Origin of the sequence: Clostridium sp. CF012 (genome assembly GCF_018861755.1) — a bacterium.
Taxonomy (GTDB): domain Bacteria; phylum Bacillota; class Clostridia; order Clostridiales; family Clostridiaceae; genus Clostridium_AD.
Genome location: NZ_JAHLEF010000008.1, coordinates 95,144 through 118,262 on the forward strand (window position 1 = coordinate 95,144; position 23,119 = coordinate 118,262).

22 protein-coding genes are annotated in these 23,119 nt (G+C 32.2%); 3 read left to right on the forward strand and 19 right to left on the reverse strand.

Annotation, left to right across the window (positions count from 1 at the left end; all coding sequences use genetic code 11):
* Nucleotides 1–103 precede the first annotated feature (103 nt).
* The 5 genes from KPL50_RS10035 to KPL50_RS10055 all read right to left on the reverse strand — a co-directional run bounded on the left by KPL50_RS10035 (nucleotide 104) and on the right by KPL50_RS10055 (nucleotide 2,910).
* The gene (locus KPL50_RS10035; RefSeq protein WP_216298324.1) at nucleotides 104–448 is read right to left on the reverse strand and encodes a DUF3784 domain-containing protein; all 345 of its coding nucleotides are present in this window, start codon (nucleotides 446–448) and stop codon (nucleotides 104–106) included.
* A gap of 144 nt (nucleotides 449–592) precedes the next feature.
* Complete coding sequence (locus KPL50_RS10040; protein WP_216298325.1) at nucleotides 593–1,252, reverse strand: UDP-N-acetylglucosamine pyrophosphorylase; 660 nt, start codon at nucleotides 1,250–1,252, stop codon at nucleotides 593–595.
* 190 nt (nucleotides 1,253–1,442) lie between these two features.
* The gene (locus KPL50_RS10045) at nucleotides 1,443–1,637 is read right to left on the reverse strand and encodes a hypothetical protein (protein ID WP_216298326.1); all 195 of its coding nucleotides are present in this window, start codon (nucleotides 1,635–1,637) and stop codon (nucleotides 1,443–1,445) included.
* Nucleotides 1,638–2,062: 425 nt separating this feature from the next.
* Nucleotides 2,063–2,278, reverse strand: a complete 216-nt coding sequence (locus KPL50_RS10050) for a hypothetical protein (RefSeq protein WP_216298327.1) — start codon at nucleotides 2,276–2,278, stop codon at nucleotides 2,063–2,065.
* A gap of 416 nt (nucleotides 2,279–2,694) precedes the next feature.
* On the reverse strand, nucleotides 2,695–2,910 hold the full coding sequence (locus KPL50_RS10055; RefSeq protein ID WP_216298328.1) for a hypothetical protein: 216 nt from the start codon (nucleotides 2,908–2,910) through the stop codon (nucleotides 2,695–2,697).
* Between the two features lie 655 nt (nucleotides 2,911–3,565).
* On the opposite strand from KPL50_RS10055, the gene rsgA reads away from it, so the two are divergent.
* A complete protein-coding gene (rsgA, locus tag KPL50_RS10060) occupies nucleotides 3,566–4,657 on the forward strand; it encodes a ribosome small subunit-dependent GTPase A (protein WP_216298329.1) in 1,092 nt (363 codons plus the stop codon).
* On the forward strand, nucleotides 4,651–5,634 hold the full coding sequence (locus tag KPL50_RS10065; protein ID WP_216298330.1) for a phosphotransferase enzyme family protein: 984 nt from the start codon (nucleotides 4,651–4,653) through the stop codon (nucleotides 5,632–5,634). Before rsgA ends, KPL50_RS10065 begins: the two co-directional genes overlap by 7 nt.
* Nucleotides 5,635–5,785: 151 nt before the next feature.
* On the opposite strand, the gene KPL50_RS10070 is transcribed toward KPL50_RS10065, so the two are convergent.
* Both KPL50_RS10070 and KPL50_RS10075 read right to left on the reverse strand, forming a co-directional pair.
* On the reverse strand, nucleotides 5,786–6,676 hold the full coding sequence (locus tag KPL50_RS10070; protein WP_216298331.1) for a carbon-nitrogen hydrolase family protein: 891 nt from the start codon (nucleotides 6,674–6,676) through the stop codon (nucleotides 5,786–5,788).
* Nucleotides 6,677–6,857: 181 nt separating this feature from the next.
* Nucleotides 6,858–7,928, reverse strand: a complete 1,071-nt coding sequence (locus tag KPL50_RS10075) for a peptidyl-prolyl cis-trans isomerase (RefSeq protein WP_216298332.1) — start codon at nucleotides 7,926–7,928, stop codon at nucleotides 6,858–6,860.
* Nucleotides 7,929–8,229: 301 nt separating this feature from the next.
* Between KPL50_RS10075 and KPL50_RS10080 the strand changes: the two genes are divergently transcribed.
* Nucleotides 8,230–9,009 carry an epoxyqueuosine reductase gene (locus KPL50_RS10080; RefSeq protein ID WP_216298333.1) on the forward strand — a complete coding sequence of 260 codons (780 nt, stop codon included), beginning with the start codon at nucleotides 8,230–8,232 and terminating at the stop codon, nucleotides 9,007–9,009.
* Nucleotides 9,010–9,150: 141 nt separating this feature from the next.
* Here KPL50_RS10080 and KPL50_RS10085 read toward each other — a convergent pair whose 3' ends face one another.
* The 12 genes from KPL50_RS10085 to KPL50_RS10140 form a co-directional block, all read right to left on the reverse strand.
* A complete protein-coding gene (locus KPL50_RS10085) occupies nucleotides 9,151–10,269 on the reverse strand; it encodes an NAD/NADP octopine/nopaline dehydrogenase family protein (protein WP_216298334.1) in 1,119 nt (372 codons plus the stop codon).
* A gap of 436 nt (nucleotides 10,270–10,705) precedes the next feature.
* Nucleotides 10,706–11,605: a PHP domain-containing protein gene (locus tag KPL50_RS10090; protein WP_216298335.1), complete on the reverse strand. Its 900-nt coding sequence runs from the start codon at nucleotides 11,603–11,605 to the stop codon at nucleotides 10,706–10,708.
* Between the two features lie 95 nt (nucleotides 11,606–11,700).
* Nucleotides 11,701–12,600, reverse strand: a complete 900-nt coding sequence (locus tag KPL50_RS10095) for an acetamidase/formamidase family protein (RefSeq protein WP_216298336.1) — start codon at nucleotides 12,598–12,600, stop codon at nucleotides 11,701–11,703.
* Between the two features lie 88 nt (nucleotides 12,601–12,688).
* A complete protein-coding gene (locus KPL50_RS10100; protein ID WP_216298337.1) occupies nucleotides 12,689–13,003 on the reverse strand; it encodes a hypothetical protein in 315 nt (104 codons plus the stop codon).
* 38 nt (nucleotides 13,004–13,041) lie between these two features.
* Nucleotides 13,042–13,569 (reverse strand): GNAT family N-acetyltransferase, encoded by a 528-nt coding sequence (locus KPL50_RS10105; protein ID WP_216298338.1) that lies wholly within the window; start codon nucleotides 13,567–13,569, stop codon nucleotides 13,042–13,044.
* Nucleotides 13,570–13,615: 46 nt separating this feature from the next.
* Nucleotides 13,616–15,463, reverse strand: a complete 1,848-nt coding sequence (locus KPL50_RS10110) for a glycoside hydrolase family 3 protein (protein WP_216298339.1) — start codon at nucleotides 15,461–15,463, stop codon at nucleotides 13,616–13,618.
* A gap of 433 nt (nucleotides 15,464–15,896) precedes the next feature.
* Entirely contained in the window at nucleotides 15,897–16,943 is a 1,047-nt protein-coding gene (gene ord / locus KPL50_RS10115; protein ID WP_216298340.1) for a 2,4-diaminopentanoate dehydrogenase, read from the reverse strand.
* Between the two features lie 2 nt (nucleotides 16,944–16,945).
* Nucleotides 16,946–18,001 carry a 2,4-diaminopentanoate dehydrogenase gene (ord, locus tag KPL50_RS10120; protein ID WP_216298341.1) on the reverse strand — a complete coding sequence of 352 codons (1,056 nt, stop codon included), beginning with the start codon at nucleotides 17,999–18,001 and terminating at the stop codon, nucleotides 16,946–16,948.
* Between the two features lie 47 nt (nucleotides 18,002–18,048).
* Nucleotides 18,049–19,119: an ornithine racemase Orr gene (orr, locus tag KPL50_RS10125; RefSeq protein WP_216298342.1), complete on the reverse strand. Its 1,071-nt coding sequence runs from the start codon at nucleotides 19,117–19,119 to the stop codon at nucleotides 18,049–18,051.
* A 17-nt stretch (nucleotides 19,120–19,136) separates the two neighbouring features.
* A complete protein-coding gene (locus KPL50_RS10130; RefSeq protein WP_216298343.1) occupies nucleotides 19,137–20,522 on the reverse strand; it encodes a GlmL-related ornithine degradation protein in 1,386 nt (461 codons plus the stop codon).
* A 25-nt stretch (nucleotides 20,523–20,547) separates the two neighbouring features.
* The gene (gene oraE, locus KPL50_RS10135; protein ID WP_216298344.1) at nucleotides 20,548–22,752 is read right to left on the reverse strand and encodes a D-ornithine 4,5-aminomutase subunit OraE; all 2,205 of its coding nucleotides are present in this window, start codon (nucleotides 22,750–22,752) and stop codon (nucleotides 20,548–20,550) included.
* Nucleotides 22,752–23,117, reverse strand: a complete 366-nt coding sequence (locus KPL50_RS10140; protein WP_216298345.1) for an ornithine aminomutase subunit alpha — start codon at nucleotides 23,115–23,117, stop codon at nucleotides 22,752–22,754. Before KPL50_RS10140 ends, oraE begins: the two co-directional genes overlap by 1 nt.
* Nucleotides 23,118–23,119: the final 2 nt, after the last annotated feature.

The window sequence follows — 23,119 nt, forward strand, 5'->3', positions numbered from 1 at the left end:
AATAAAGTCATATCATCTTCAAATTTTTCATTTTGTTAGAGGAAGTTCCCCATACCTCAGAATGATAGTGAATTAACTTAGCTATAGGTTGTTCTAATAATCACTATTTTTTTTCACAACCTTTAAATCCTTTAGAGCCACTTATCGCACAAACAACGACGACATATATTGCAAATAATAATCCAATTGCTGTAGTAAACCTATCTGAAGTTCCCACCGTTTTGTAGCCAGAAGTGAATAATTGAAAATATAAAGCAATAAAAATTAATGGGAAATTAATCAATGACATTGTTACCCCCGCACCTTTACACACCTTTTTCTCATTATACTTCCCTTTCTCATCTTTACTCATCATGTTATAACCCGCAACTAAGAAAGAACATTTACCACACAACAGAATCATAGTGATAATTGAGAAAATGCCTACTATTATCCAAATAAACCACATACTAATTCTCCTTTCAAAATACATAAAGTATAAATGCTCTTTACTTCGTTATAAATTACAGTTACGACACCTTAAATGAAAAATACGAATTAAAACACATTAAAATTCACTTCAGAAATAATACGATATTCTGGTTCCTTGACTTTATTTTCTCTCTACAATTTCACCATTATTTTTCAAAATACTCTTCTCTGGAATATAACCTCTTACAGAACTTAATGGATAAACAATACTATCTTTTCCTATTATTGTCCCTGGGTTTAAAACTGAATTACATCCTACTTCCGATAAATCGCCTACAATTGCACCAAATTTCCTTAAACCAGTTTCAATATTATCTGTACCATATTTTACTTTTACTAATGTTCCATTGGACTTTAAATTGGAGATTATTACACCTGCCCCCAAATGGGCTTTATACCCTAATATTGAATCACCAACATAATTATAATGCGGAACCTGCACTTTATTAAAGAGGATTGAATTTTTAATTTCAGTTGAGTTTCCAACTACAACATCATTACCAATGATAACATTTTCTCTAATGTAAGCGGAATACCTGATTTCGCAATTGTAACCGATAATCGCTGGGCCTTTTATAAGAACACTTTTTTCGATAGTAGTGCCTTTGCCAACCCATACAAATTCATCTATTCTTTCAAAATCGCCTGGCAGATTTTTTGCGTATTCAAAAATGAAATTCTTAATTTTTGTAAGGGCTTCCCAAGGGTACTTAACCCCTTCAAATATGGCTCTTGTATCTAATTCTTCAATGTTTAATAGTTCGTCAACGGAAATGTTCATCATAATCCTCCCCTAATTTATTTCGTCATTAATTGCAAGTTTGACATAACCCTTTAACTGAGCAATGTCTTCAGCTATCACTGATATGCACTATCACTATCAAGTTTTACACTTTTTTTGATACCGATAGATGAGCCACCGGTTTTACCACCACATATGGCAGTCAAACACTACTCTTAATATCCCATATTTATTTATGCTTTGTTTTGTTATCTGAATTACTAAACAGCCTAAGTGCTTCTATATATATACTTTTAATTGCATATCCAATCATTAGCGAAAGAGGTGCTAATACTAAAAGTATATATTTAATATTCGTAAGCATTAACTCATATTGTGTTTCTGATGGGAATTCAAAACCAAGCTTCAGTCTAAATATAACCAATAATAATATAATTATTGAAATACGACCAATCCATATAAATATATTTGACCATCTTTTAGTATTTTCCTCACAATGCCCCCCTAAATAATCAATTACACCCTTTAAAAATCCTTAATTGACTTCAAATCTAACTAAGAAAAAAAATCAACTAGAATATCCTTTATTTTCTCTTTATTTTCTCTTTAATTTAATTTCAAGTACCATTCAGGAGCGGCATGGGTTTCAAAATCATGTGTATTAAATATTTTAATTTGTCTCTCCCTTACTTTATCTAACTGGTTATATGAATGACCACCAAGCATACTTGCATGAAAATTTAATGCAACAAATAAATTATACTTCCTCCAAAATATATCTGTAACATTGCCATTAAAATAACCATCTATCTGGCCTTTTGAAAACTGTACACTTATATCATTTGTATATTAATGAATATTTAAGTAATTAAATTCTTGTTTTTTTCTATTATAATCCTTTATGGTAGAAACTTTCATTAGTACTGTAGTCCTATTATTGAGTTGTAGCAAATATTTTTCATCATTAGAATAACCTTTTATTAAAGGCTTAATATTTTCAACTTTATATTTAGTAGTAAGATATGATAGGGCTTCATCAATAATTGTATTTTGCATGTCGTTCATTAAAAAATCCCCCTCAGATAAACAATTTTTGCACCACGGGTATTTAACTTGGAAATCAACTCCTTCAACATAGGTGACACCCCCTATAGTCTCATTAAAGACGTTCTTGAGCCATGTTAGCTCTTAGCTAGGCAAAAGAATGTGTTTTGGCTAATGCATAGGATCGCCCCTAATATAGACAAAGCAAACTTAGGTTACTCCTTTTCTAAATAATACCTTTGAATCATATTAAGAGTAAAGTAATATAGTTTCTTTCTAAAATTACCCTCTAGAAATTTTGCGTTTTGCTTGTTTAAATAAAAATTATATAAATTCTCTAACATTTCTAAGTCCACTGTATCTGAAAATGCTTCTTACAGAATAGAAAGATATCATTCTTTCTTATGCTTACTAATCCTTTTTCAATACATATACACCTAATTGTTTCCCCAAGCATTTTTTATTTGAGTTATAGTACCATTGTTTATATCGTAATCAGAAATCCTATCTCCTAAATCCATAACAGATTTAAGTATTCTTTTAATACGAATAGGAATAAAATATTGAGGTTCAATTTTGGTATAAAAAAGTGTTATGTCTTGTCCATATATTACAACATGGTATTTAATGCTATCAAAAGCGTATAACCACAAACTTTATTTACTATCGTCATACTTTTTATTCTCCTATAATTGCTTGTTAAATTGAATTAGTTTGTTTTAGTAGTTGGGTTTGGCTTCACATTATATTTTACATGCACCTTGCCAGTTGGTTTTCCATAATACCATTATTCTACAAATTTGTTTAATATCCTTTATAATTTAGAAATACTTGTAATTTACATGTAGCTTAATTTTAATATTTAATAAAAATTAAATATTGTATTTAGAGTGGCTATATGTTATATTATGGTTAAAGTTTAATAGTAAATTTTGGTTGAAAGGAGTGGATTATTTTATGCAAAAGTTATATGAGGTGATTTTGAACTAATTGCATATAGGTTCAAAAGGTTTTTTAAGAGTACTTAGTGTACCCTTTATTTAGTATACCTTTTGAGCAACTTTGATTTAACCTTTCAGACTTAATAGTTAGCATTAATTTGCACGGTACGGGTTAGCGTGTATTTTTTATGCCCAAATATTAGGTATACCACAGTAGGTTGATCTTGCTGTGGTATTTTTATATTCTTTTTTATGTAGATATTTCTTATGCAAATTTATTCAAAACTTCATAATAACTTTATTTGAACCTCACATTTGGCTTTAAAATTTTAGTAAGCGTAAGGCTTACAACAGAAAAGGAGACTTTATGAGTTTAGAAAAGTTAGGATGGAATAAATATTTTGAAAAGAGTTTTGAACCCTATTTAGACAAAGGGTTCTGTGCCGCAAGAGTAATAACTCAGCACAAAGGTAACTACATCGTATGTTCTGAAAAAGGAAATTTCAATGGTAAATTGAGCGGCAAGTTTATGTATAATGTAGATGTAAAAAAAGATTACCCTGCAGTTGGTGATTGGGTGGCAATTAAAATAATCAATGATACTGATGCTATTATATACGTTATATTACCAAGAAAAAGTTACTTTGCTCGAAAACTTGCTATATCAGGTGGCAGAAAAATGAAAAATGGTATATTAGTTGGAGGAAATATAGAAGAACAAATTATAGGTTCAAATATAGATACAGCATTTATTGTAAGTGGTCTAGATGATAATTTTAATATAGGTCGAATTGAAAGATATATTACCTTAGTTCGGAGTAGCGGAGCAAAGCCAGTTATACTATTAAATAAATGTGATCTTTGTAATAACATATCTGATTATATAGAAAAAATAGATAGTATTGCGAGTGGTATATCTGTTTATTCCATTAGTGTATTAAATAATATCAATATGAACATCTTTGATAAATTTTTATGTTGCAATGAGACAATAGTATTTCTTGGATCTTCTGGAGTTGGCAAGTCTACTATTATTAATTATCTTTTCGGTGGTGAAATACAAAAAACAAATACTATAAGCAGTTCTAATGGGAAAGGTAGGCACACTACAACAGGCTCTCAGCTTTTACAACATATAGCAGGCTGCACAATTATAGATACTCCAGGGATTAGGGAACTACAGTTATGGGCTGATGAAGATATACTTTCAGAAAGCTTTCATGATATCTATGCTTTAACAGAGCAATGTAGATATAGAGATTGTAAACATGATAAAGAAGTTGGCTGCGCAATTAAAACAGCCATTGAAGATGGGAAAGTAACTATTGAAAGATTCAATAGTTACAAAAGCCAATTGAATGAATTGAAAACTCTAAAAGCTACTAGGAAATGCTATGACAAGAGTAGAATAAATAGATTTAATAAAATAAAGAAGAAAAGAGGGTATATTGAATGTTAAAATTAAAAAATTTGTTTAATAATAAAGATTTAGCCCATATGGTACTTAGTAATTGGGAAAGTGATAATGTAGATTCTGATTTATTAAATTATTATAGGATTTCATCAAATGCAGTTTATTGGTGTAGAAATCAAGGTAATACTTTTTTTCTTAGATTTGCATCTGCTGAAGAAAAATCCAAGGAAAGCATCCTTGCTGAACTTGATTTTTTAAGATTTTTAAGAAATAATGGTTATCCTGCAGTAGACACTATATTATCTAAAGCTGGTAATGAACTTGAAGAAGTAAATACACCTTGGGGAATATACTATGCGGTTGCATTTAAAAAAGCATCTGGTAAACAAATAAGTGAAATATCTTTGACAGATGATATTATCTCCGGATTAGGTAAAGCATTAGGAAAATTGCATAAACTAAGCAGTGAATATAAACCAGTAAATGATAAACGTAATGACTGGAAAGAAACAATAGAGTGGATGGAAGACGTATTATCAAATTTTCCAGATGAAATTGCGGCTAAAGGTGAACTATATATTCTTAAGAATTATTTTTCAAATTTGCCCGTTACAAAGGAGAATTTTGGACTTATCCACTATGACTTTGAAACTGACAACGTATTTTATGATGAAATTTCAAAAACCTATAATCCTATAGATTTTGATGATGCAATGTATCATTGGTACGCATTGGATATTGAGCAATCCTTAGACAGTATGAAGGAAGATATGCAAGAAGAACGAGTAGAATCCTCAATAAATCAATTTATCAAAGGCTACCGCTGCGAGTATGATATTTCCGATGATATGCTTAAATTATTACCTGTGTTCAGAAGATATGCTAATTTATATGGATATGTTCGTTTGCTACTCTCTATAAGAGAAAAATGGAATAATGAACCAGAATGGATGGTAGACTTAAGAATTCGTTTAGAGGACTTATTAAATATTAGGAAATGTTCATTTACAAAGCCAATTTAATTTATTTAAAAGAATTATAAGTATAGAAAATCCTGGACTAATTAAACAGTCCAGGATTTTTTAATTTGCTATATCACTCATTTATTTGTACTCTACTTCCCCTTTTGTTCAGGTTTACCAATATCAGCAAAAGAGCCTGCGCTAGTCTATTTTAGCGCTTAAATGGTTCGTTTATCTCATCGCTTAGTAAATCAGAATATGCTTTTACTTTACGGAATGTATTGCCCATCATTTCTTGACTCCGATAATCTCTTAGTTTTTTCATATCATATTCTGCCATGAATATATCCTGTGTTTCAGCGTCTGCCATTACAATTATATTATCAATAGGCACCCCCTTTTTATCCCAAGTGATTGGACTAAAGGCACAGGAGCACCCCCCATTCTTTCCTGGCGGGTTTGCCATAACAACTCCAACCATATTTTCATAGGCTCTGGTAGACAGCACTTGAACTCGAGGGGGCATTGATCCACAATCATTTGGAAGTAAAATCACTTCTGCTCCCTTTAGCATAAGTATTCTCGCACTTTCAGGATACTCCCTATCGTAGCATATCATTATTCCAATCTTTATACCCTCAAAATCACACACCTTAAATTCATTTCCACATTCAAGCATTCGTTCATCAGCAAAATCACAAGTATGTACTTTGCTGTATTTCATAAGAATTTCTCCGTTTTTACTTATTGTATAAGCTGAATTCTGCGGTCTGTTTATTCCTTTTGTATATCCAGTAATAACAATACCGATACTTAGTTCTTTCGCAATCCCGCAAAATGCTTTTATGTATTGGCTGTTCTCATCTATAGCTAAGTCGTTCCATTCTCTAAACTGTGAAGTTTTCATAATTTCTTCAACTGTTAATGTTTCATCTACGCTTGGAAATTCATATCCTGTAATCCAGCATTCAGGAAATAAAACAATATCAGCACCACGTTCTTTCGCTTTTTTGACGATACTTAATCCCTTTTCTGTATTGCATTTGCTGTCATAAGGATCTCGGTTTTCCTGTACAATTGCTATCTTAAATATATTGGTCATATGCTATCCCCCACTGGAACTTATCGTTTATAATTTTTTTATAATAGCTAATATAACATCATCCTCAAACTTGCCTTTCATAATGGTTTCTAAAAAACATCTCCCAATCTATTAGTCTATGTATATAATATTTTCAAGTTAAATATACGCATACTTATTAGCGTAAGTGTATATTTATCATCTATTTATTTAGAACGTCCAAGAATAATTTAACATTGTACTCTTTTTTCCATTCTACCATTTTAGCTTTGTATATTTTTTCACTTTCCGCATCCAATAAATATGCTTTAATTGAAGCTATAACTTCAGTATCTAATGTTCTCTTTACTGCTGCTTTTATTGCCTTTGCTTCAATAATGTGATAACCAAATGACGATTTAACTGGTGAAGACACTTGTCCTGTTTTTAAAACATTTAAACCCACCATAAAATCCGGGTCATAATTAGTATTAGTTTTAGCAATTTCTCCTAAATCTTCTGATATAGGTAATAATTTATCTGCTGGAGTAGCTGTAGCTGCCTCTACTTTTACTTTGTTACCCTCATATTGTTTAAATAGAGTATCAAAAGTTGCAGTCTTATTTTTTATTTTAGTATCTACAGTTTTTGATTCTGCTTCAGTTTTGAATAATATATGCCTAGTCATAACCGTTGCTGGGTCTACAAAAGTTTCTTTGTTTGCTGCATAATATTCTTTAATAGCTGCATCAGTTATTTTTATATCTTTTGTTAAATATTTTACAACTGTCTGTCCTATCTCTTGTTCCCTAAAAGCTACTTTTAAAGTGTCTAAGGTATATCCATAAGTCGCTATATCTGCATTGAACTCTGCTTCAGTTTGATAATTGGCTTTTGATGCTGTGATTTTTGCATCTACTGCTTTAGTTAAAGTTTCCTCTGTAGGTGTAATCTTTAACTCTGCTGCTTTTTTAAATAAAATTGACTTTTCTACTATGGTATTTAAATATTGCTCTTTAGAAGTATTAAACTCTGTTTTAGAAGCTGCATCTTGAGTAGTTGCAAAGTCTTCACCATACTTAGTTTTTAATTCTTTTATTTTAATTTTTAAATCTGTTGCATAAACATCAGCCAATGTGATGCTCTTTCCGTCGACTTCCCCTACAATAGTTTTTTCTTCTACTGTTTTAGTGGGTGCCTCTACTTTTTTATCAGTTTCTCCTTGGCTACACCCTTGCAAAATTAGCCCCATTGTTACTAGCATTACTGTTAAAATTTTTTTTTTGAATTTCATTACGATACCCCTTTTTACTTGAATTTTAAATTATATATTAATTGTTTTTTTAAACAGCCCCCCTAATTTTAATGCAAATATCTTATAAATGTATATTTTGACTTATTATAGCATAATCCTAGAAATTTATATACAATATCACTATTTATGTTTAATATAGTATAATTTTAATGTAAGTTATTTATCAAATTAGCTTTGGCGGGTTTATACATTGGAGAATTATATGTTATAATTTGCATATGAGTTAAGTCTACCAAGTAGTTTAGATTAGCATAATTTAAGTAAGTTTGTGGGGGTAGAAATGGAAAATGAAGTTCAAATCATGATTCAGCAATTTGTAAAACACTATTCAGACTTTAGAGATGTACAAACTAAATGGAGAGAACCTTTAGTAGCATATGCAGATGCTAAGAATGAAATGTTTTATAATCTTAAGGATGTGGTTAGTCCTTCACATGCGCTACCTGTAGATATTTTACCTGAAGCTAAAACAGTAGTAACTTATTTTATACCTTTTGATGAAGGGGTAGTTAAAAGTAATATCCAAGGAAAAGAATGTTCGGAAATTTGGGTAAAAGCCTATTTAGAAACTAATCAACTAATATTAGATATAAATATTTTCATTAAAAATGAATTAGAAAAATTAGGGTATAAATCAAATACTATACCCGCATCACATTTAGATCCTAAGAAATTAATTAGTGACTGGTCTCATAGACATGTTGCGTTTATAGCAGGACTTGGAACATTGGGATTAAACAATATGTTAATTACAGATAGTGGATGTTGTGGTAGAATTGGTAGTTTTATAACAGACTTAAAGATAGACCCTACTGAAAGAAAAAATGCAGAGAATTGTCTGTATAAACTTAGAAAAACCTGCAAAAAATGTATAGTTAGATGTGAAAACAAATCTTTAAGGATTGATAATTTTGACAGACATGGGTGTTATAAAATGTGTATGTGTAACGCTGAATTTCATTCAAATATTAAGGCAGACATTTGTGGTAAATGCTTAGTTAACGTTCCTTGTTCTACAATAAATCCAGTAAAAACTAAAGGTGGTTACATTATCTTATAGCCACTTTCACAAGAATAATTCTATTGATTCCTTTATTTCTTATAAATTACTCATTATTTATGTGCACCTTTGAAACCAAAGAAAAAAAGCCCCTATTGCATTTATATTCTGCAACAGAAGGTCATTTACTTTTCCCCTTTTTTATCTATAATATTCAGTAATATCTTCTACTGAATTCAACCCGAAATTTTGGGGTATTGGAAGATTTTTTAAATCTTTTCCTTCAAATTTGCCATCCACATAATATTCAACTCCAGTAACCTTCTCAAACCACATAAGAATTTTATCAATTAATGGAATTTGAATTTGTACTATTTCGCTAAAACTCTTAATAATGCATAGTCCAAATGGAAAATCTTCCAAAAAGTATCTTGACGTAAAATCTGGAATATAGCCCTTCTCAGTTATTACCATTGGAGACTGGATATTCTTAAGCGCAATAATATTGCTGATTTTCGTAGTCATCTGCTGTGGTGTTTGTGCCCCAAAATACTCTTTTACAAACCCAACCTTCTTCAAATCAACTGTATCCAACCTACGGCACAATGTCTGTACCTCTTCATCACAAGCAATTAGCATTGTAGAAGCTTCATCCGTCCATTCAGTATAAAACCCAATCATCTTTTCCCAATAAACTCCTTCGCTATAATTGTGAAACATTTCATAAAGTCTTGAAGTATGAAGAATTGGATTAGCTGGTGTAAGGGCAACATGAAGATAATTTACTAGCGGATTACACTTCATATCAAATAAATCCTCTAGTACCTTGCATACTTTTTCTGAATTGTCGGCAGGGATAGCTCCTATAAAAAGTTCTTTTTTCTTACCCAAGTCATACACGGATTTTCCGTACTCCTTTATTCTAGCAATACCATAAACCCTCTGAAATCCAAATATTGTGTGGCCACTTTCAATAAGTTCTTTGCAATAGAATTCGCTACCGCCATTACCTGGCATCAAGCCGATCCATGCTCCTACTTTAAGAAAAGGCTTTATCTTCTGTATAGTTTTCTTAAACATATATGATGGAAGCGTGGATATAATGATGTCCGCATCACTGACTGCTTCTTCTGGATTATTTGATATTATATCCACTCTTCCTGAGTACTTAAATACGCCATCATTATCACACACCTCAATATCATGGTTCCAGTCATGTGGTCTAGAAGTCAACAATCGGACAGAAATATTTTCTTTCCTTCCCAGTTCGCCCATTACAAGTGTACCTATATTCCCGCCACCTAAAATACATATATTCATATTTTCTCCTCCTAAATTATATTTACTATTTTATATTATCTTTTAATTTATAAGATTTCACCCTAGTTGCAGCTAAAAATGAAATGCTCTTATAGTTATTAAATTAGATTTATTGTTCGTACATACCTCTAGTATATCATATAAGCTCATTTAACCCCAGTATAAATAGATATACTAAAAAAGCTTGGGTATACTATGTTTTACTTTGAATTACACCCTCTAATGGATATTCATCAAAAATATTTTAACTGTTATATACACAAATGGTGGCAATAGGTTTAAAAAATAAACTGAAAATATATATCAGGATTTCAAGAATGTAATGAACTTATGGGAGATATAACAATTAATGTTAAATTTAGAAATGGAGACAGTATAAAGGTATATTATAATTGCATGAGTATTCAGATTCTGACTTTAAAGTTCAAAGTATGAATTAATAGAAAATCTCACCATCAAATTCCCTACAACTTGAAAGCCACTTTTCCGAAGGCGCGTAAGGTATCCTTATTCCAGGCATACTCTCCCCCAATATAACTTTAGGTTTAATCTTACCATGATAGTCACTTCCACCTGACACATAAAGATTATGACTTTTGCAATAATCAAGAAGGAAATTTGTTTTATCCATTGTGTGAAGCGAATGATAACATTCAATACCATCAATTGCATTTAATGATACTATTGAGTTTAGAAATTCTTCATAATTCTCTGAATAATAGACATAAAGATGGGCAAGAAATGCCTTTCCTCCTGCTTTCTTTATTATTTTAGTGATTTCCTGTATTGATAGATAATTCTTTAATTGGTTTAGATAAAATGGACTGTTTTCATTATTAACACAGGTTCTGTAAAAACCATTAACGCCTTTCCACACGTCTGTAGAAAAAAGTTTTTCGTTTTCAGGATATTTCTTAAAATTAAAAAATAATACTTGTGTTGCAAAGTATTTGCCACCTGTGATTGAAAGGGTTTTGTCATATTTAATACCTAGATTTTTACAAACATTCATCATTGTTTTTAGATATTGGTTTTCTCTTTCAAGAAATTTTTCTTCTGAAACTATTCCTGTTGCTTCAATAGTTTCAAGATCTATATCGTATGCTAGTATTTCAATAGGGGTCCCCTTATATGCAACGGAAAATTCGCATCCTGGGATGATTTTACCACTGAAGTAGTTATGTACTTTTTCTTTTTCAAGCTTTTTATATGCACTTATGGAGTCATGATCTGTAATAGATATATGGCTTAGTCCTGCTTCCTGCGCTTTAGTAAGTATTACTTCTGGTTCATCTGAACCATCAGAAGATGTCGTATGAAGATGTAAATCTATCATTTTAAAATCCCTCTCCTTTTTTTGAGCTAAATGTTCCTTATATTTCGATGTTAATTTTTAAGAAATATATAAATAAGGATAAATTCCATATACAACTAAACCATTTTATAATTATATTTTTCAAGTATATCAATTGGTAATTCCATTCTAGCTGTCAATAATGGATTTACTATTTGACATACTCTTAAGTCACCAAGCAAAGATATAAGAAGTCCAACTTCATGTGAATCCATCTTAAGTTCACTGACTAGAAATTGGTGCATATTGATTACTGCTTGTTTACTTGCTTTGTCTATTGTTGATTCTGTAGATATTGTCATTAACCTATGGTCTGTAATGACAATTGGTAAAGGAAGTACCTTATTCTTGACTACAGTAACCTTAACAGTTACTTCACCACTTACCTCTAGTCCACAACCTCCAGTTTCTCCATCTCCCATAATTGCGTGTAAATCACCCATAGCAAGTAACGCACCGCTTACATTAACCGGAAGATAAACAATTGCACCTTTTGTTATTCTTTTACAATACATGTTACCCCCATGACTACCAGGTATAAACGTTGAAATTTCTCCATCAGTAGGAGCAACGCCTATTACACCTATCATAGGATTAACCGGTATTTTAATCAACTCGTTAAAAATGGCGAAGTTATCTTTTATTGGAACTATCTTTATTTTATCTAGTTTGTAAACATCTCCAAGTAAACCCTCACCTGAGTGTACTGTCATTGTGCCGTTATCATCGATTTTAATATCAATGATTTCAATTTTAAGTATGTCCCCTATTTCAGCATCTTGAACATAGAGCGGACCAGTGGCTGGGTTTATGAATTCACTTTTAACATCACTGATAGATTGCGCTTCACTTATAAGTTCATTGTTAAAACAATCAGATGTTTCAAAAATTAAAGTCTCTCCTGATATTATTGATGCTACTGGTTTGTGATCTTTTGATAATGTAAATACTGATTGTTCTTTGTTAATTTTCTTCATTACTTCACCCCATCGTAAAATTAATTAATATGATAAAAACTTAAAATAAAAACAGCAAATTTATAATACACCATTATTTTTTACTGTCCTAGTATAAATTTTTACTGATTTTAATTTCAATTAATTTTCCAGTTCCATTTTCTGTATAACCTAGTATGCCTCTCTTTATATCTACTCCTACTATTTCTGTTATTATTTTTGTTTTTTCTGAGTAATCTAGACTTCCATTTTCATGTTTTTTATAGTAATCCATTTTCTTATTAAAAAAATTAATCTTATTGCTATGTCTTAAATTATCGCTGTTATTTACGTTAATGTTTTTCATGTCTTTATCTTTTCGTTTAATAAATGTTAATACTTCTCCTAGTATATCAAGTATAATTTCAAATATATCATCAACCATTTATAATTCCTCCTGTTTAATACAAATTTACACAAGGTTTAAGTATTTCTTAAGACTGTAATAAACCCATCGATTATCTGATGACTTATTTTGAAGCCTTTACTTTGATAGAATTTTAACGCGTTATCGTTTCCATTTGATACAAAGACAAACAAATCATTTACTGATCTAAACGAATTTAACCATTCCATAGACTTTTCGACCAAAACGGTACCAATGCCAATATTACGATAACCCTCTTTTATATAAAACTGAGAAAGACAACCTACTTCATCATTTTCTACCGAATCAAGGTCAAAAAAAGTAGCAAATTCATTAGAATATGACTTCTTAAAGGAAATATTGCTATACACATATCCAATAAATTCATTATCATCTTTAGCTACCAGTATATAGTTAGCATTAGCATTCTTAACAGATGGAATCATTCTAGTTTCAAAACTCATGCTATCAAACAACTCAGAATGGATATAGGATTTAGTTTTTTGATAAGACATTAATTCATTGCATAGATCCTTAATACAAATTATATTATCATTGGAAATAATTTCATAATGGATACTCATATTAATCTTCCTTTCTTTTATATCGAGTGTAGCGCACACTGATCTTCTAGTATTTAAGTCCATAACCTATGGGGAACAAAATATTATCTTCTTTAATAGGTAAATTTTTATTGCTTTTAGGCCAGGTGACTGGAAGCTTTCCTTTAAAGTTTGCCTCACCATAGATTACTTTAGCTACTCCTTCTCCTTCTGAACCTGGGAGCCAGGCTTCAACTAAGGCTGACCACTCCTTTAGATTATCACTGATTATCCTTGGTCTTCCTGATACCATAATTGTTACAATTGGGTTGTTTAACTTTTTAGCAACATTTAAAGATTTTATATTCCCCTCTAAGGCCATGCCATCACCGAGTCCAAGAGTTCCATCATCGCCCTTTCCTTCAGCATAGCTTTCCTCTCCTATAACTACAACAGTTACATCTGCCTCCTTAGCTTTTGTTATATCAGTTATTATAGTTCCACCGTTTTCTTTAGCAATCATCTCGAAGCCTTCCAATATGGTTACTCCAGAGGGTTGTCTTTGATTTCCTTGCCAATCAATGGTCCATCCACCACATTGTATACCTACACTATTTGCAGCAGGACCAGTTACGAAAATTTTGGAGTTTTTCTTTAAGGGCAATATACCATTATTTTTTAGAAGAACCATAGATTCAGTAACAGCAGTTTCTGCAACTTTTCTATGCTCTGGGGAATTAAAATTATTCTTAATTAAACTGCTATTACCAAGATTATTTTCGAAAAGTCCTAGGTCAAATTTAACTGTTAATATCCTTGTAACCGCATCATCTATTCTTTCCTTTGAGATCTTTCCATCTTCCACACCAGCTTTCAATGCATCATATGTTTCTTTCCACTTGCTTTGCTCCATCATCATATCTATACCAGCATTTATAGCGATAATAACTTGATCATTAAAATTACTGGCATTTATTTGATGAACTCCTTCCCAATCAGAAATTACAATTCCTTTAAAGCCTAGATCTTCTTTAAGTATATCGGTTATAAGATGCTTATTACTATGATTTTTAATTCCATTTATACTAGAAAAGGATACCATTACTGATTTTACACCTGACTTTACAGCTTCTTCGTAGGGTGATAGTTCTTCTTTAAGTAACTTGTCCCCTTCAATTATTGTATTACCTTGATCAATTTTATATCCACTATCACCAGTTCCCCATATTGTTGCCCCATCAGCGATAAAGTGTTTTGCTGTTGCAGCAATACCATAGGATTGAAGTTGTTTAATGTACACTGAGGATAGGGTTTTTACAAGCTCTGGATTTTCACTATAGCCCTCATAATATCTACCCCATCTTAAATCCTTAGGTACGGCTACACATGGTCCAAAATTATATGTTATACCTGTAGAGAGCATTTCCTCAGCAGTTACTGTTGCTATATTTTTCATTAATTCTGTATTATTTGCAGCTCCTAAACCAATGTTGTGTGGAAAAACAACAGCATCCATTACAATATCGTGCCCATGTACTGCATCTACTCCATATATTATTGGAATACCTAATCTTGTATCAGCTGCACTCTGCTGATATCCTTTAATCATTTCAATCCACCCCTTGGGAGAATTATCATTTGGTGTGGAACCTCCTCCACTTAAAATGGAGCCAATATTATATTTTGAAATCTCGCTTGCATCTTTAGAATCCCTTGCAACTTGAATCATCTGTCCGATTTTTTCATCCATCTGCATTCTACCAATTAAGTCTTTAACTCTTTCCCCTGTTGAATAACTCTTATTCTTATAAATTGCTATTTTTTCTAAAGTTTCTTTATCAACTTTAGACTTTTTATCAGTATTAGTACATCCTATTGATAATGTACAAGAAATGCTAAGAAATAAACATATTACTAATTTAACTCTTCTATTCATTTTTTTATCACTCCTATTTAGATTATAATTAATATTTTACAAATTTTGCGATATATCTTCGAACATACAAATGTACCTTAAACCATTAAAAAATCATGATTTTTAGAATTTAATATAGAAACTCCCTGTTAAAAACAAAAAAAATACAAAATATATAAAATTTAGGAATATTTATTTATATAAATAATATAACATAAAATAATGGAAAAGAAACCGAAATCATTAAATTTATCACAAGTTTTGTAAGAAAATATAATAAGGTTACATTACCCCAAACTTTTATCCTACAAAAAAACAAAAAAATAACACCGTTTTAAGTCCGGTGTTATTTGCAAATATCTAAATTATAGGGGGAGCCTATTCATTAATAATAGCCCATATATGTGGCATTGATATGACAAATATGATAATAATTTATGAACAACCCCATGAATTATTGTTTGTAATAATTAGCTTGCTCTGCAAAATTATTTTCTATGCTATGAGGGAGTGGCAAATCCATCATTGTTTTAAGTCCTGATCTGCTAGCAATAACTTGTGGAATCATATTTACAGCTATAGCTATAGTTCCTATCCCACCAGGCGTTTCAGGTTTTATTTCTAAATGCAGATCTGCATCGCCTTTTATGTCTATATAATCGCCAGTATCCACGCCTTCACTTTCTGGTTGTATTTGTTGCTGCTGTTCTAAAGTTATAATTGGTTTCCCGTCTTTGGTAGCTATAGCTATATGGTTACACCCAGCTACCATACCTGGTTCCACCTTAGAAAAGGGGGTTTCTCTATGAGTATTTGATATTATTGGTTCTAGAGTTTCTGTTATCTCGTCATACTCTAGCCCTAATGCTTTTGCAATCATTGGTATAGATTGAGCAGAGCCTACGTGACCAACTATTGTGCCGTTTTCAATTCCTGTTTCAAATTCTTCTAGAGCTAAACCTACACCTTGTGTGCTCAGTACAGTTGGACCAAAGGGAGATAAATCACTTATCCTTTCTGCTCTAACAGAGATTACGCTTTTACAGGTAGCAGATAAGGTAATAATTAATGTATCTAAAACAAATCCTGGATTAACCCCTGTACCTAAAATTGTCACATTATTTTCTTTTGCGAGTCTATCCAAATCCATAGATAGTTCTTTTTCAACAATGTAGGGATAAGCCATTTCTTCAGCAATTGTAATACAGTTTTTCCCACTTTCTACTATTGCTCTTATAGCTGGATATACACCTTTAACAAAAGAATCTATAGCAACAATAACTATGTCCGCTTTTGTTCCACTCATTAAAGTATCTACATCATCACTAACAAGTACTCCTATATTTTCAATATTTAAAACTTCTCCTAAATCTTTAGCTAATTTTGAAGGATCTTTATCTATGGCACCTACAATTTCTATCCCCTTCTTAGTAACGATCATTTTACCAATACCAGTCCCCATTGCCCCAAGTCCCCATAGGATAACTTTAATCGTCTCCATTACTATTTTCTTTCCTTTATTAAATCCCTAACATCTCCAATTATAGCTCGTGGAACTGGTAAATCCAGCATTGTTTTGAGACCTGGTTCTGAATTCATTACTAGAGGAATCATATTAACACATATAGCTATTGTAGCAATCCCACCTGGTATTTCTGGTTTTATTTGAAGGTTTAAGTTTGGTACTCCTTTAATTGTTATATAATCTCCAGTTTCAATATTTTCCATTTCAGGTTTGATTTGTTGAGGATGTTCCATTGTGATAAACAATTTATCTCTAAAATCTGCAAATCCTAATTGTTTACATCCAGCAACGTCTCCCGCCTTTACGCTCACAATATCTGTGCTACGCGGAATCGTTGTAAGAATTGGTGATTTTTCTTGTCTAATATTACTTAACTTTATGTTAAAGGCTTCTTCAAACATTCCAAAGGACTGTAAAAATCCAACGTGTCCATCTATTTTGTTATCAATAACCCCTTGTATAAAGTCTTCTTTTTTAAGTCCTATACCTTGCTCAACCATAACAGCCTTACCAAAGCAAGCTAGATCATTTACTCTAGTTGCATTTATGCTTTCTACTGTATCAGAAACTCCAGTAAGCATTATAGCAACTAAGTCCATTATAAATCCAGGATTTACTCCAGTCCCTAATATTGAAATATTATTTTCTTTAGCAATTCTATCCATTTCATCTGATAATTCTGGGTCTAGTGCTCTTGGGTAGGACATTTCTTCAGCTGTTGTCACAATATCCATGCCAGCTTCTGCTGCCATTTTTATTAATGGGAATACAATTTTTGTAAAGGAAGCTGTAGCCATAAGACAAACATCTGCATAACCCTTCTTTATAACATCCTCAGCATCTTTTGTAACTATACAAGAATTATCTTCATTCGCGTCTACTCCTAATACCTCATAAAGTTTTTTGCCAACTTTACTAGGATCCATGTCAATAGCGCCTACTATAGTAAAGCCTTTTTTACCCAGTACCATTGAAGCAATACCGCTACCCATTACACCTAATCCCCAAACTACTACTCTTATTTTGTTTTTCATAATATTTTCCTCCTAAACAATTTTTATATTATAGCTATACGATTAAATTAATTTTTGTAATATTTTTCAACATAAGGAGAAGTCATTGCTGCCATTAAGCACCCATAATCTACATTAAAATCCACTACATCCCCCACTGATAGCTCTTTTTTACAATCAGTTATATCTAAAATAAGGTGGTCGCTGCTTGCACCAAAAATACTTATATCAGGATCCACTGGAACTAAACCTTCAAGTCTTATATCCTGTCTTCCTACGGCTACAATAGCTCTTTTTCTTATCCCTAGATTTTCAAAATGAGGAATATTGCCAAAAGCGTCCACTCCTATTTTCCCTGTTGGGATTGTTGGTTTATCCTTTATTTCAACTATTTCACCTTTCAAGATAAAAGCATCTTCATAGCAATTTTCCACGCCTTCTCCATAAGCCGTTTCTCTGCCAAGAAGAATTGATTCACCAATTCTAAGCTGAGTAATTTCTTTTGGCATAGTATTATTAATAACCATATAAAGGCTGCTAGAATTTCCTCCTGAAATTAAAGGTAAACTTATATCAAAGGTTTTTTCTAAGTCCACTTTTAAGGCTATAAGTACGCCTAAATTTTCACTATCAGGAATTACCCCACCATAGCAAGTAACATTGGTGCCTAGTCCAAGCAAATTAATGTTATCTAATTTTAATATTTCTCCCACAGTGGAAATTGCATCCTGGATTAAGACACCTTCTCTTAAATCCCCAATATCTACCATTAGAATAATATTGTGAGTTTTATTTAAATCTTTTGCAGCTACTGATAAGGCCCTAATTGTAGCAAGTTCTGAATTTAAACTTGTATCGCTATACCTAACAATTTCATAAGCTTCGCTAATCATTGGAATCCTAATCATCAATTTGGTGCAGTCTAAGTCTTTTGAATTTTTCAAATTTGAAATTCTAGAATCCGCAACACCTTTAATTCCAGACTTTAGTATAGCTTCTGTAATGGGCCTTTGAGCGCAGAACACTTTAGTTACCGAGGCAACCTCTATATGCACTTTATTACATAGGTCTAAGATTGTTTTTGCATTATGTGTTAATTTTCCTAAATCTACGTCCACACAAGGATAAACTTTTTTCATATAGATACTCTCCTTTTCTAAACTGGATTGACATTTTCATTAATTATCATATCCACTGTTATGCCTAAACTTTGAAGTAATAGTGCTTTGGCAACTTTTTTATTTTCTCTACTTAAAACTCCCGCACAGGCCATAATATAGTTTTTGTCTAGGAGCACTTTGGCACCTTTTTTAGGTAGCATTGTAACTTCATCCTTTAAGTATCTAATTCCTAGGAGCATGTCTTCACCTTTAGGAAGTCTTGTTAATGCACCCCCAGTTCCTATAATATATTTAACCTCAGATAAATCCTTACCATAAGCCACAAAACCGCTTTCCCCATCATATTTCCTTTTTATAAATCCTACATGCCTACTTATTGCAACATCAAGTGCTTTTTTAGTTAGCAGGCTACTTGCATTTATATCTTCCACTTCTGTGGGTATTGGCTTTATGTGCTGAGTTATGTGTTCTTTAGTAAATTCACCTAAATCTCGCAGGTCAAGTAAATCTATTACATTTTTACTGTTAATGAAAACTCCAAGATCTCCTTCTACAGTTCTTTTAGCCTTTGGTTCAGGATTTACTAGCATATCTAAAACTACAGTACTTCCATCAGTAACAGAATGTACATCTGTGGTAGCACCGCCTACATCAAAAACTACTAAATCACCTATGATGTCGTATAAAACCTTTGAACTTTCCATAACTGCTCCTGGAGTTGGCATTATGCTTCCGTTTACCATTTCTTTTATTTTATTCATTCCAGGTGCTTTTACAATATTCTTTTCAAAAGCTTGTTGTATTATTTTTCTTGCTGGTTCCACATTTAAGGTATCTACCATTGGATAAACGTTATCAATCAAATAAAGTTCTTGTCCCTTAAATATATTTTTTATTTCTTCTTGATTTTCGATGTTTCCACAATATACAATAGGAATATTAAATTTTTCAGTGCTTATAAGTTCTGCATTATAAAGAGCTGTTTCTCTTTCACCATAATCAGTACCTCCAGCAATCATTATCATGTTAGGGTTTATATCATGGATTCTCTTTAAATCACTTTTTCTCATCTTGCCAGCAGTAACCATTTTAATGATACCTCCAGCGCCCAGAGCAGCTTCTCTAGCCGCTTTAACAGTCATCTGTTCCATTAGCCCGTGAACAGTTATTCTGAGCCCACCTGCAGCACTTGAAGTTGCCAGCATTGAGTCCCAGGTAAGTGATTCTCCAATTTGATTTTCTACATCTTTTACTGCAGTTTTGAGTCCTATAGTTACATCACCGTCTAAAACCGTAGTACAACTTTTACCTTGAAAAGGTATATTTACAACAACGCGGCCCCTATCGTCATAGATGGCATTAAAAGCTGTAACTAAAGTAGTGGTGCTGCCTATTTCAGCAACTAGATAATCTACCTTCAAAAGAATTTCCTCCCTTTTACGCTTCTTACTCTTCTTCTATATCAGGAATACCCATTAACCTTTTAATTATGAAAGATGCAACAGATGTACCATTTGATCCACGTCCAAAGCCAACATCCATACCGTTTGCTTTAGCTATATCATCTGTTACTTGTGTACCACCAGAAATAAGTATAATTTTATCTCTTACTCCCTTTTCGGTGCAAAGATCACTAAGCTTTCTCATGTTCTTTATATGCACATCATTATGGGAAATGATTGTACTACATAATATTGCTTGAGCCTTTGATTCTATAGCAGCATCTACTAATTTTTCTATTGGACATGAGGTTCCAAGGTAAAGTGCTTCTATACCAAATCTTTCAACTCCACCATGTTTTATATCTATAACTTCTCTTAGTCCTACTGAATGTTCATCCTCGCCTACAGTAGCTGCGGCAACTTTTATTGGGTGCTCTTTTACGTAATCCTTCATAACTTGATTTGAAAGTACTTTTCTTCTCTTGGGAAGTACTAACTCATCTCGCTTTACAGGTGTAAAATCACAAATACCTTTAATTTCTACAAGACAACCTTCAGCTTTTTGTAGAACTTGTTTATGAAGAACTTCGACATTTTTAAGGTTCATTCTTTTACCCATTTCAAGGGCTGCTGCTTCACTAATCTGTTCATTTTCTGGTATGAATAGGGTAATCTTAACATATCCATCTTTAGCCCATTGAACTTCAGGAATGATAGTGCCATCTTCTTTAACTTTTTCCATTCTCTTAAATACATTATCATTTTCGTCTAATTCATCAATATATTGAATCTTTGAATGGCTACATAAAGTACATTCATCTATTGGATCGCAAGCTTTTTTATATTCGCTTGGAACATTATTAAATCCAAAATGACCACAAACCGGTGCAAAATAATCACTGTCTCTTAAAACTATTGTATCAACAGCATCTCCACCATCCATCTTTCTAGCAATACCATCATCATTTCTTTCTGGATACTCACCTGAATCTATAAAGAATCCTGCATCAACTGATTTAAAATATCCACCTACTTCTATCATTTCTTCAAGGAACATTATAGCTCTTTCTTCTAGTTCCCTAGCTTTTTCAGGTAGATATCCAGTCTTCTTAAGTTCAATCATGTCCATTAGACCATCCATACCTAAAAAGGACTGTTTTGTAGTGTTTATAGCATGTATATTATTATAATGCCAAGGAACATTACGTCCTTCATCAGGAGTTATAGTACTTTGGATATCAACAGAAGTTAATTCTGAAATTAACAAATTTAATGTATGACCAACTGTAGCTTCTCTTTCACAAGATTCTACATATTTTGTATTCATTTGAGCTCTCATTTTATATTTTTTAAAGAAATGTCTAAGTGCTACTGCATAAGGTAAATCATATCTCATACATGGAGCTGGAGCTGAAGTTGGTGGCACAGTTGAAAGGGCAATATTTTCAGGCTTCATACCTACCATTTCTGAAAAACAAGAATTTATAGCATGTTGTACCATAAGCTCTGGCATTACTTTATAACCTTTCATAGCTGTTGCATTTGCATTATGTGCACCATCTATTTGAAGGATATTTGCCCAGGACATTACACCTTTTGCAACTGCTGCATCTACAAAAGATCTATACATATTAATATTTCTATAAAGTACATTGTATTGTGGATCTTGATGAGCTCCGTTAACGCCTTCTTCTGCGAACATAACCGCTACATCAGGACCTGCCACACCAGATACATAGGAGTGGAAATTAATTCTTCTTCCTACTTCTTCTTCTATTAAATCTATAGCTTTTCTTGTTGCTCTAACTTCTTTTCTAGTTATTGGAACTCCACCTATACCTTCAGGGCTTCCTTCTAATAAACCATCAAAATGACTTTGTCCCATTGTCCTTATAACCATTAAATGATCCGCACCATGCCATGCAGCCATTCTCATCCTTCTTATATCATCTTCAAATCTTCCTGAAGCTATTTCTGTTGTAATAACAGGTCTTGGTTGCGGGTCTATACCTTCAAAACTTCTTGCTGCAGGAAGGCCATGACTTTTCTTAAGTGGAGCTGATATTTCATGGTAGGTGAATTCCCCTACTTTTCCTTCTTTATTTTCTTCTCTCCAGTGCCAGCCTCTCCATTTAGGTTCATATTTATCTAAGTCTTTTAATATTTCTTCTACATTAAGCTTTACATTTTCTTCTAACTTTTCTACCATTACTTGTCACTTCCCTTCATTTTTTCTGAGATGATATCCCAGCCTATTCCAATAGACAATTCCTCTCCTGCTTTAAGGTAATCCATGTTCTGAAGCTTTGCATAAGTTAAAATAACATTTCCGATACCTTTGGAAAGTAAGTTGTACTTTGTACCATAATCAATTAATGGTTTCGCCTGCAAACTTGAAAATCCCATTCTGAGTACTACAGATCTCTCAATAGCTGGAGACGTATGAGTATAGGCTAAATCAACAATAGGTTTTACAATTTCCTCGGTTAAGCTCCAAAACCTGTCATATAATTGATCCTCGGTAAGGCTTTTTAAATGTTCTCTTCTTTTTTCAAAATCATCTTCTCTTTTCATAA